This window comes from Brasilonema sp. UFV-L1 (assembly GCF_012912105.1).
In the GTDB taxonomy this organism is placed as follows: domain Bacteria; phylum Cyanobacteriota; class Cyanobacteriia; order Cyanobacteriales; family Nostocaceae; genus Brasilonema.
Genome location: NZ_QMEA01000190.1, coordinates 1 through 10,799, shown reverse-complemented (window position 1 = coordinate 10,799; position 10,799 = coordinate 1). Strand labels below are relative to the sequence as shown.

Sequence of the window (10,799 nt, the reverse complement as noted above, 5' to 3'; positions counted from 1 at the left end):
TAGAGAAACACGCAAGTCGTGAGGTTTGAAGGTGCGCTCCGTCCCTACTCTATTATCACCTCTTCTAGCCAATATCGGATTGCATGGATTAGAAAACTATATAAAATCCACCAATCCAAAACTTGGCGTGGTTAGATATGCTGATGATTTTATTGTCACAGCTAGAGACAAAGGAAGTCTTGAAAAAGCCCAAATCCAGATTCAGCAATGGTTGTCAGAAAGAGGACTCAATCTCAGCGAGGAGAAGACGCTGATAACGTCGATGGAGGATGGTTTTGACTTTCTTGGATTCAACCACCGCCATTACAATGGCAAATTGCTTATCAAGCCCTCGAAGAAGAAAGTCCTGGACTTCTGCAAACGAATTGGGCGAGAAATCACAGCAATGAATGGGAGCGAACAAGAAGCAGTCATAAAAAGACTTAATCCAATTCTCCGTGGATTTTCCAATTATTACAAAGGTGTTGTCAGTAAAGAAACTTTTGGATATATCAAAAGTAGAACATGGCGATACCTTTGGAGTTGGGCTAAACGTAGACATCCCAACAAAAATACAAAATGGGTTCGGAAGCGTTACTTCAAGACAATAAATGGTAATAAATGGACGTTCGCTACGACAACTAGCGACCGCCGAGGTAAACAAAAGGATATAATCCTATACCCGATAGCGTACACGCCTATCGAACGCCATGTAAAGGTCAAGGGGGAAGCATCACCGGATGACCCTTCACTCCAAGAATACTGGGAAAAGCGTCACCAGAAATATGGAAAGAGCCACTGGGAGAAAAACTCTCGCAATTATAAAATCGCTCAAAGCCAAAATTGGAAATGTCCTATCTGTGGTGAACCTTTATTCAATGGAGAGGAATTAAACACCCATCACATAGTTCCCGTTGCTCAAGGTGGACAAGACGACATTGAAAACCTACAGCACTTGCACCATACGTGTCACAAACAGGAACATTCTAAAACCAAGTCAACTCGCTTGAAGTAAGGCTTGAGCCGTGTAAGTGCGAAAGTCTTATGCACGGTTCTTAGGGGAGGGGAGAGCGGTGACGCTCAAACCTTACCCAACTTTTATTCTGCAAACCTGCAAATATTTCTTGGGCTTGTTTATCACCGTACAATTCCTGAATTTGACCTTGCGTCTGATAACCCGCAGCTACTGTTGACTTGTACTTACGTCCCTGACTAAGAAGTTTGCCCAGGCTAGGGAGAAATCCTAAACCAGGTAACTCATCAACCATGACCCACAAATGGGGATAATCTTTGTTTTCTTCTCGCTGCAAGACTCCGCCGACGACCAAATCTACCCACAACCGCAGCAAAGGTTTGGTAGCTGCTAAATCAATATCCTTAACTATCAGAAAAACCCATTCCTCACTTTGGGATAAAACCCAATCAGACAGGCTGAAGAATTCCTCACTTTTATTCCAACAGTTTAAATACCTCAAAAAACCTAATTCCACCGAGGTAGTGGCTACTACGCCTGCTGCTTGTTCGGGTGCGCCTAGCAGAGCGGGACTGATTCCGTCTTTTAACTTATTTAAAATTTCGGCAGGCGGACTGGTTAAATCCTGCCAAACGCCACTGACACTGGTGTTGCAATTGATAATATCGGTCATAAGCGCCCGTCCAGCGTTACCAAAGAATTTATTGTTGCCCCCCTCGCTAACTTCTACTAAAGCCTGAGCAAAAAACTGAGCAGGCACATTCTCACTGTAGAAAGACCAGCTTTCGCTTCTCTTATCAAAGAGAGACAGGATTTTATCACCTTCTTGTCCAAAGCGACTATAATATTGTCCGTTTAAATCGAGAATTAAACATTTCTGTCCTCGTCGCAAGGCCAGTTGTTGCAGTATGCTGCTGATTAGTTGAGTTTTGCCTGTGCCACTGATTCCTGCTACTCCGATGTGGCGAAAGGTTAAGGAGGCGGGGAGTCTAACTTTTTCTCTGCCCAAGTACAAATCTGAACCACTTGGCTTATATTTGAGTCGGCCTTGATTATCACGAGCGGTATCAATCTCGCTGTTTAGTTCCTCTGCTCTAAGCAGTCTGGCTCCCCGCAGGTAACGGGCTTTTTCCAGATTGCGACTATATTGGACGAAAAATAATCGCAAGCCCACTCCAGAGAAGAAGCTGGTGAGAGCAAAGACGACTGTGCAGCTTCTAATCAACTCGCTAAGACGGTCAATAAAGGGCTGTAAAATTTGTAAGTTATTTCGTGCTACTTGAGAGCAGCCAAAAGGGATGAAGCAGTACAGATAGCTGTACCAATAGTGAAAAAGGTAGTAAAAAGAGTGGCTGGGAGAATGCAGGCTCCACCAGAAGATTGTGGCCACGCTTCCAATCGAGATTGCCAGCAGTGTCAGGCGAATTAGGCTTTGCCAGCCCATTTGCCACAAATTAAACAAGTCTTCTTGTCCGTACTTAAACATTACCTTTGGACTCCTCGATTCTGCTGAACTTGCGCCTGCTCCTGATTTGGCTCTAATTGCTTAGTGTACTCATCCGCACAAAGCGCTCTCTCCAGTGGCTTTCGGCTGTTCTTTTCTGGCTGGATGTTTTTAAATTCCGTTTTAGCTGGTGCCTGTTTGATAAGTTCAAGAGCGTAGTAACCCACACTCTGAGACGCTGCCTCTTGTCCAAAACGGTCATTAAGAAAAATTACAGCCTGCGAAAAGGTACAATCTAAAACGGTCATTACTAAATCAAGCGCACTACTGCCTGCTTTAAGCGGACTTTCTGAAAGGGTAGAAAATTTGGTGTCGGTGATTTTTAGTGCCTTATCGTGATTGCGCCATACCTGCCTGTTATCTGGTGATAAGCCTAGTTGATGGGCTACTAAAGACAGGGGAATACACTCCTGGTTGCACGCCAAGCTGCGGTATTTTTGCTGCCATGCTTCTAGCTCAAGTTTGAGTGATGCAAGACTTACTTCCAATTCAAGATTGTGTCTATTCAAAGCTTTCAACTGCTTAGCTAAAGCTCCCACAGTTAGTTGTAACTCTGCATTTTCTTTGAGTATCCGTCCCCTATCAGCCAATTGGTGCTGAATATCGGCTGCACTAAGAGTTAGGTTAGGGGCTTGGGTGACCGCAGTATAGTACTTCTGAATCTGAGTATGGGTAGCTTTACTGCCTTTAATACCCCTTTCCAGTCCAATTTGACTCATGGCTAGAGCAAAACTGTCTTGCAGTTGGCTCAATTTAGAGCGAGTTCCAAACAGCCCCCGACAGTTGAGCTTGCCTCTCTCATCCAGTGGTACAAGATAGGCGTGAATGTGCGGTGTGGCTTCGTCCAAATGGAGATAGGCCAGCACAATGCGGTCTCCGTAGGTTTCACTTAGCCATTGACAAGCGGCTGTCTGAAAATATTCTAAGCGTGATGGTTCATAGTATCCTGCCTCGCTTCTATCATCTGGTCGAAAGTATTCAGGGCTGGCACTCAAAAGTATTTCTACTGCTAGAACTGCGTTCTTGCGGATTGACTGATTTCCAATTCGATTTCTAACTAAAGAATCTAGTTCCTCCTTCTCTTCCCCAATGATGCAGATATGCTCCTTTTCTGGATTAGCGTTAGGAGTGAAACGCTTTCTGCGTGTGTGCTGAAGGGAAGGTTTAAGATTACCTGCCTTAAGCTTTTGGATGCGACAAATTCCATATACCATTGAGTTAAGAAAGCGCAAAAGGTAAGTTGTTGCTTGCAGGCGATTAAATTAAGTACCATCTCTGCCTTACAAAGGAATACCTTTAAACTGACCTCGATAATCGGTGTTGCCCTCGAAGTAGTACCATTTATTGTCTGAAGTATTCAGCCACTGAAAGTAAAGTTTGCTTACACCCTGGCCTTTTAGCACTGTGCAGTTGTGCTGGTCGCATTGAGTATTAACTGGAGAGTTATCCAACCAGAACTGAGCTTGGGATACGGAGTGGCTCCAAGAAACATGGATAGTATCATTTTTCTGACCATTATTTTCTATGCTTATTATTGGCACTGAGGAAGTAGCAACTTGTTTACTGGCATTCTGTCCCAAGTGGGGTAGGACGCTAACTAGCCCCAGTCCCAGTAAGGCAAAAAGTGCAGTTGCTACCAGTGAGCCAGTTTTGGCTTTTGATTTTTCTACTTTTTTGGTTGTGGTAGTTGTATTGGAATTGTTCATCAATCTTGGGTTGAGAGTGGTTTTGGGTAGACTGTTAAACTGCCGTTGTGGCTTCTTTTTGGGATACTTGGTCAAACAAAGATGATATTGTCTGCTCATGTCTGTACCACTTTTAAAAGTAAATTCTTAACAGATTAACAGCTTTAGAACGAAGTCATTTAACTACGTTGAGCAAGTTTTTATTGTTGCCATAATTTGCGTTAAGAGGGTTGAACTAGAATTTTTCTTTCTGTGACTGGACATGAGGATAATATCGCACACAAAAATCCAAAATTAAATAGTTGCCCGCAAGTTTTTTTTGGTTGTCTCTTGGCAACTAGTTAGCTTCATTTCTGGAATCTTCAGGCAACTAGTTGTCTTTTGGCAACTATGATAAGTCGATGCTCCAAGGAGATTAACAAAAGGTACTCAAGATGTAGCTATCAACAACCGAAAGTCAAAGTAAACCTTTTTCAGGCAAAAGAGAACTGGAAGCTCAAAGTTAAACTAGCTTCCAGTCTGAGTAAAAAGTATGAAAAAATTAGTCAGTTACTTACTTCAGTAACTCCCCAAATCTCAAGGAGTTCGTTAAATCGCTTCATAGGTATATTTGAGTTAGCCAAATCAACCTCTAGCCTATAATTTACCTCTTCCTGTTCTTCATTAATCTCCTCCTCTTTGACTATTTGACAATTACAGTTTTCGTCTATCCTAGCTATTTGCACGTCTACTCCTTCTTGGCGCAGCGTACGGTAAACTGTGCGAATTTCCTTATTCACACTTATGTCGGTGTCAGTGTCTTGGGTGAAGAACTTTAGCCAACCTACAGACAGTATTGTATGTGACATATAACCTATCAGAGATAACTGCTGAGTTAGAAAGTGCAAAGTACTTGCACTAATTTCCTTGAGAAAATCTAGTCCAAGCTTCCTGTCCAGCTTGTACCAAGCCGGTTACCCTAAAAACAAATAACTTTTAGGTTTTTTGGCAAATATCAGCCTTAAATCATCTGCCAGAGCATGTGAACTTGCGGCAGCTTATCTGTCAACTATTGAAAGACTTATCTATCTCACACTAATAATTCTATCGCAATATAGATGTAAGGCTTTGACCCCCTGACAACCCTAATTAGCTAGAAATAAGTCTTTGCTAAGTCCACTGTAAAACTAATAGCTTCATGGTGCAAGGTTTTGCAGGAATTAAATCACTGTTTTAATGGTATAGCCACAGTTAGACGCTTATATTCCTATAGGTATAGAAAACCGTACCAACCAAAAAAGTGTAATAATTTTTCTTACTGCAAGGATATGAGCTAAGATAAGACCAGCAAATATTCACATACTACGAAAAGTAGTACTGGCTCTAGTCTAGGGTTAGTTCTACATTGTTTTTTCAAGGTCAAGCTACGGAAGGAAGGATGTAATGGTAGAAGGCCAGTTGAGAAAAATAATAGATAAGTATAGTGAGGATAAAACAGATTATGCTATTGCTAGAAGAATGGCAGAGATTACTTTAGAAGAGTACAAGAACAATTACAACGAAAGAGATTACAAAGAAGCCTTAACCAGAAAGGTAAACGGCTACAAATCCAACCTGTGCCACTACAAATCAGGAAAGAAGAAACCAAGAACAGAGATGCTGCTCTTGATAAGCAAAGCCATAGGTTGTAGTCAGGAAGAATTGGAAGCAATTTTTAACCCCCAAGACTATACTGATTCTAAAGATAATGGGTTGTTGATAGAGAATAACGAGTCAGAAGCAGAAGGTAGTAGTTTCAGATTTTTGGAAGTTGAGTCTAAAGCCATATTCTTTGAGAACGGTAGTTTGGAGTGGAGCAAAAGTTTCAAAATAGAGTGTCTAGAGGAGAATCTGCAAACCTTAAAGGAGTTAGACTTTTATGAGTGCGTAGGAGAACCAGTAAGAGTAGACTGCCAAGATGAGCGCTTTGACCTGGAAAGGGACAGAGATTATCTTTACAAAGAAAGTTTCATCAGCGCCCACTTCCATGAGCCTCTAAAAAAAGGACAAGAGATTGATTTAACCATTAACTACTCCTGTAGTAAGGTACACGAAACTGACCGCGCCTCTGGAGCTACTTGGGTTTTACATCCCACAGAACTGTTGAAAATAGACTACACACCACCTAATCGAAAAAAAAGTAATATGCAGGCCAAAATGTATAAACATGAGAATCGAGGCAGCTACTTGGGTCTATGGCACGAGCAGCGGACTGAACTAGGAAACATATCTCTAAGTGAGTCTTGCAGTTTTAGAACAGAGATTGAAAATCCTTGTCTATACGCTCTGTATGAGATTTATTGGGGTCGCTAACGCAGGTATTTGTTCAGGGCAAACGCACCTTAAACTGACACAATCAAGGTTGACTTAAAAGTAAATATATGTATAGAAAACCTTGATTTTGCTCATCCATGATTCGCTCTCAAAAAAGTGCATGACTCTCAATCAGCAAATTTTCAAAATCTTTTACTGAAAATGATAATCAAAAGGGGGAGGGGGGAGAGAAAAGCCAGCAAAGCTGGCTTTTCTCTCCCCTTGATGTAATGATTATCATTATGATATAATTCGGAGATGATATTGTGAAAAAAAGTGAAAGAAACCTAGAATAATTATCACAAAGAATGCAAAAGTTTTCGGTTGCTATAAAGTGAAGCTCAAACCAAGAATTACAATTGCTGACCATTTTGCTGCCATGTCAGACCCCAGAATCGAACGTAGTAAGTTACATAAACTAATCGATATTATTACGATTGCTATCTGTGCAGTGATTTCTGGAGCCGATACTTGGGTAGATATTGAAATGTATGGAGAAGCTAAATATAAATGGTTGAAAAAATTTCTAGAATTACCTAATGGTATTCCGTCACACGGGGTCTAACACGTATCAAAATGAGGCAGGCTTACTACAACGAGTACGCGACTACGAAGACAGATTAACAAAACAAAGCCTGCCTCATTTTGAAGGGGACAATGCGTCACGATACATTTGCAAGAGTATTCGCCCGAATTAATCCTGAACAATTTCAACAATGCTTTTTGAATTGGATAAACACAATTAGCCTACGAACAGATGGTGAAGTTGTCGCCATTGATGGTAAGACTTTACGGCATTCTTATGATTCGGGAAGTGAAAAAGCAGCGATTCACATGGTTAGTGCTTGGGCAACTTCTCAAAAATTAGTTTTAGGACAAGTAAAAGTTGATTCTAAATCAAATGAAATTACAGCAATTCCTGAACTGCTCAGAGTTTTAGACTTGAATGATTGCATTGTCACTCTTGATGCGATGGGTTGTCAGAGAGAGATTGTTAAGTTAATTGAAGAGCGAGGAGGAGATTACGTTATCACCCTAAAAAAGAACCAAGGTTCACTATATTCAAGAGTAGAAGAGTTATTTAAACAGGCTGTATTGAGCCGCTATCAAGGATTTACGTATAGTGAATATCGTCAACGAGAACTAGAACACGGTCGAAGAGAAATTAGACATTACACGACTTTAAGTAATATCAAAGAATTAGTTGATCCAGAAGATAAATGGGCAGCTTTCATAAGTGTTGGTAGAGTAGATTATCTCAGGACTATCAAAGGAGAGCCAAACCTTGAAACTCGGTACTATATTAGTAGTTTATCTTTAAAAGCTGAAAAGTTTGGTGAATATGTGAGAAATCATTGGCAGATTGAAAACTCTCTTCATTGGGTATTAGATGTTCAATTCAATGAAGACGATTCGAGAATCCGCAAAGATAATTCTCCTGAAAACTTTGCCGTCCTGCGTCACATAGCTCATAATCTTTTAAATCAAGAAAAATCCCTAAGAGTTGGTGTCAAACGTAAACGTAACCGTGCTGGATGGGATGACGATTATTTATTGAAAGTTCTGTTTGGCTAAAAAATTATCTTTTATCTTCACCCTCAAGCACTAATTATATCTGCTGACTAACGCTACGATTAGTGTAATTTTAACATGAGAATTAAACAGCGATAGTATCATTATTTAATTGAAAGAATTTCAATATCTGCTTGTTCTCTTAACATTCTTTGCATTCATCATTAAAATACTTGAACTGACTCATCCAACAGGGCATTATTTACCATCACTTTAAATTAAGATGCGTTTGCCCTGTTTAGTTTAAGGTTTAATTTGATAGCAGGTTTGTATAATTATGAACTTCGCCACTTGCTGCAACAAACATAACAAATCCTTATTATACTTTTCTGGCGATCGCCTATAAAAACTCTCCCACTTTCAGTCGATCACAAACTTTCGGAAACTGACGTAAAAATGAGGGTTTCAGCCCGGAGTGAATCAGAGGGGAAACAGCGTTCGTTTCAGGGCGATCGCCTTGAGGTAACTAACAGGTTCGCCTGAAACGCTGATTAATCGGTTATTTTCTGGTGTTTGGGTGTTTTGTTGAAATGTCCATGTGGTCGGGGTTCTAAAAAACTTTGTGATCTACTGACTTTATTATCTCTGACTTTTGCAAGAGGTCTAATGATTTTTAACCACAGATGGACACAGATAAACACTGATAATATTCTGTGTTCATCTGTGTTTATCTGTGGTTCTATATCAAATCCGTTGATTACAAACTAGTAGCTGAAACTTGCGTTGGTTTGTAGTCTGACCCTAGCTTATTAGCACAAAAACCCAGAGATTCTTGTGTTTGATTTGGCTGGATAACTCGTGCCCAATCGGGTGGAGTGACTATGTATTGAGAACCCTGTTTAGTAAAGTTGAAATTCCAACTGTTAGTGATTTGTGCCTGCGACATCTGGAATTTTAATTGCCAGTTTTGGGTGCTAGTGTTACCTCGATTAGTCACCCGAAAATTGACACAAAAGCTAGTTTGCCCATCCGACTGGATGTTAGCTTCTGCTTGTAATGAACCTGTCGGAGTTGGTGTAGGAGTTTGCGTTGGTGTTGTTGTCGGAGTGGGTGTCGGAGTGGGTGTCGGAGTTGGTGTAGGAGTTTGCGTTGGTGTTGTTGTCGGAGTGGGTGTCGGAGTGGGTGTAGGAGTTTGCGTTGGTGTTGTTGTCGGAGTGGGTGTCGGAGTTGGTGTAGGAGTTGGTGTAGGAGTTTGCGTTGGTGTTGTTGTCGGAGTGGGTGTCGGTGTTGTCGAACCAAGGTGCTTGCTGAGTGGCGCTAATTGCGGGCGATCGCTACCAGAAACTGGCTCTAGCGTGTAGCGGTACTCGCCCCACAACGGACCTGCTGCCCAATAAGTCCAGCCCAACCAAACATCAGAATTGCTGTCGATATAGCTCAGCATGTTGTCGAGGGCACCATAGCAAGTATCATTGCGCCCGCCGCCGAACTCGCCCAGAAAGCCGCGCTTACCGTTTTGCTTTAACCATGTTGTGAAATCCACAAGCTTTTCGGAACCGATTGTCTTGCTTACACACTGGTCGGATGTACCAAAATAGTCGCTGTCCAGATACTGATGTACCTCAAAAGCATAGTTGTTGCCCGGGTCAGTAATACCAAGCATCGCCGTAGCATTGGAAGTGCCATACCATGACTGATTCCAACTATGTGCGCCAGTCCAAGCATTACCAGGAACAAGAATCAGGTTAGTAGCTCCAGTGCTGCGAATAGCTTGGATAGCCTTATTAGCATCGTCACGCCAGAGTTCCGTTGGCATGTTGTTTGGCTCATTCATCAAACCAAATATCACCCGACTATTACCTTTGTAAAGGGTTGCCAGCTTGCTCCAAAAATCAGTAAAAGCGTCGACTGGCACATCCTGACCTATGACCTTGCCATAGTAACGAGCATAGTTGTGCGGATCGAGTACGACTAAAGCTCCCTTGCTAGTGGCGTAGTTGACAAAATCATTTATGCGTGCTGTTTCATCTGCATCAAAGTTGCCGAGTTGTTGGTGTTGCAATCGTTCCCAACGGAATGGCAGACGAAAGGTGTTCATACCCTTGCCAACAAAATAATCGACCTCGGCATGGGTAGGGTATGTGTAATCGACATTGTAAGTACCAGGTAGGGAGCCTTCGCCAAAATCGGCACCAGCAAGGTTAACACCTTTGTATGTAATGGATGCCGCATTTGCTACTTCTACTAGTTTATGAGGATGTCCTGACAAAACTATTAACAACAGTACCACGACAGAACCAATCCAAAACCGCGTCCTGGTTCGGATTGATACCCGCAGATGCTGCTTTTGCGCAGATTTCGCTCTGTGATTGAGTGTAGCAGCAAAGGCATGTGAAAGTTCATTAAGCATGAAAGCGATTTCTTGTTGTGCTTTCCACTTTCCGGCTTTTAGTAAGTCTAACAGCCGAGTGTAGTATACTTTATGCTGAGAACTTCGGTCATCTATAGTTGCTGACATTCTTGTAAGCCTCTATTCCGGTTCACTGATTCAGTGTTACTGAGTTTTTTTACTGAATCAGGAGGATTAAGTATTTTTGAGAAAAAAATACTTCTGTCAAAATTAATTTTATTGGTACGTAGTTGCGCTAAACCAAATATCGATGTAATCAATCTTGTTACTTTCTCTAGCTTCTAACCATTCCCCTTGATAGTAATCGGCTGATTTTCCTACCGCATAGTTAGTGTCATTAAATCCAAAATTAAGTAGGTCAACCTAAAAAAACGTAAAATAGAATCAGTACAGAATTTCAGTGTC

The 10,799-nt window shown here is 41.5% G+C and carries 8 protein-coding genes and 1 pseudogene; 4 read left to right on the top strand and 5 right to left on the bottom strand.

Annotated features, from left to right (window positions below; all coding sequences use genetic code 11):
- The first annotated feature begins 31 nt into the window (after nucleotides 1-31).
- Nucleotides 32-994, top strand: a complete 963-nt coding sequence (locus tag DP117_RS31375; RefSeq protein ID WP_211176451.1) for a group II intron maturase-specific domain-containing protein — start codon at nucleotides 32-34, stop codon at nucleotides 992-994.
- 40 nt (nucleotides 995-1,034) lie between these two features.
- Here DP117_RS31375 and DP117_RS31370 read toward each other — a convergent pair whose 3' ends face one another.
- The 4 genes from DP117_RS31370 to DP117_RS31355 form a co-directional block, all read right to left on the bottom strand.
- Nucleotides 1,035-2,438, bottom strand: coding sequence for a type IV secretion system DNA-binding domain-containing protein (locus DP117_RS31370; RefSeq protein WP_169222096.1), 1,404 nt, complete (start codon nucleotides 2,436-2,438; stop codon nucleotides 1,035-1,037).
- The gene (gene mobV, locus DP117_RS31365; protein ID WP_169222095.1) at nucleotides 2,438-3,670 is read right to left on the bottom strand and encodes a MobV family relaxase; all 1,233 of its coding nucleotides are present in this window, start codon (nucleotides 3,668-3,670) and stop codon (nucleotides 2,438-2,440) included. Before mobV ends, DP117_RS31370 begins: the two co-directional genes overlap by 1 nt.
- A 66-nt stretch (nucleotides 3,671-3,736) precedes the next feature.
- Nucleotides 3,737-4,261 carry a hypothetical protein gene (locus tag DP117_RS31360; protein WP_169222094.1) on the bottom strand — a complete coding sequence of 175 codons (525 nt, stop codon included), beginning with the start codon at nucleotides 4,259-4,261 and terminating at the stop codon, nucleotides 3,737-3,739.
- Between the two features lie 425 nt (nucleotides 4,262-4,686).
- On the bottom strand, nucleotides 4,687-4,989 hold the full coding sequence (locus tag DP117_RS31355; protein WP_169222093.1) for a hypothetical protein: 303 nt from the start codon (nucleotides 4,987-4,989) through the stop codon (nucleotides 4,687-4,689).
- Between the two features lie 574 nt (nucleotides 4,990-5,563).
- On the opposite strand from DP117_RS31355, the gene DP117_RS31350 reads away from it, so the two are divergent.
- The 3 genes and pseudogenes from DP117_RS31350 (at nucleotide 5,564) to DP117_RS31340 (ending at nucleotide 8,047) form a co-directional block, all read left to right on the top strand.
- Nucleotides 5,564-6,472: a hypothetical protein gene (locus DP117_RS31350; RefSeq protein ID WP_169222092.1), complete on the top strand. Its 909-nt coding sequence runs from the start codon at nucleotides 5,564-5,566 to the stop codon at nucleotides 6,470-6,472.
- Nucleotides 6,473-6,806: 334 nt separating this feature from the next.
- Nucleotides 6,807-7,028, top strand: a pseudogene (locus DP117_RS31345) (transposase family protein); the annotation flags it as partial.
- 101 nt (nucleotides 7,029-7,129) lie between these two features.
- Nucleotides 7,130-8,047: an ISAs1 family transposase gene (locus DP117_RS31340; RefSeq protein ID WP_282440341.1), complete on the top strand. Its 918-nt coding sequence runs from the start codon at nucleotides 7,130-7,132 to the stop codon at nucleotides 8,045-8,047.
- Nucleotides 8,048-8,741: 694 nt separating this feature from the next.
- Here the strand turns inward: DP117_RS31340 and DP117_RS36710 are convergent.
- Nucleotides 8,742-10,502: a cellulase family glycosylhydrolase gene (locus tag DP117_RS36710; protein WP_248277915.1), complete on the bottom strand. Its 1,761-nt coding sequence runs from the start codon at nucleotides 10,500-10,502 to the stop codon at nucleotides 8,742-8,744.
- Nucleotides 10,503-10,799 lie beyond the last annotated feature (297 nt).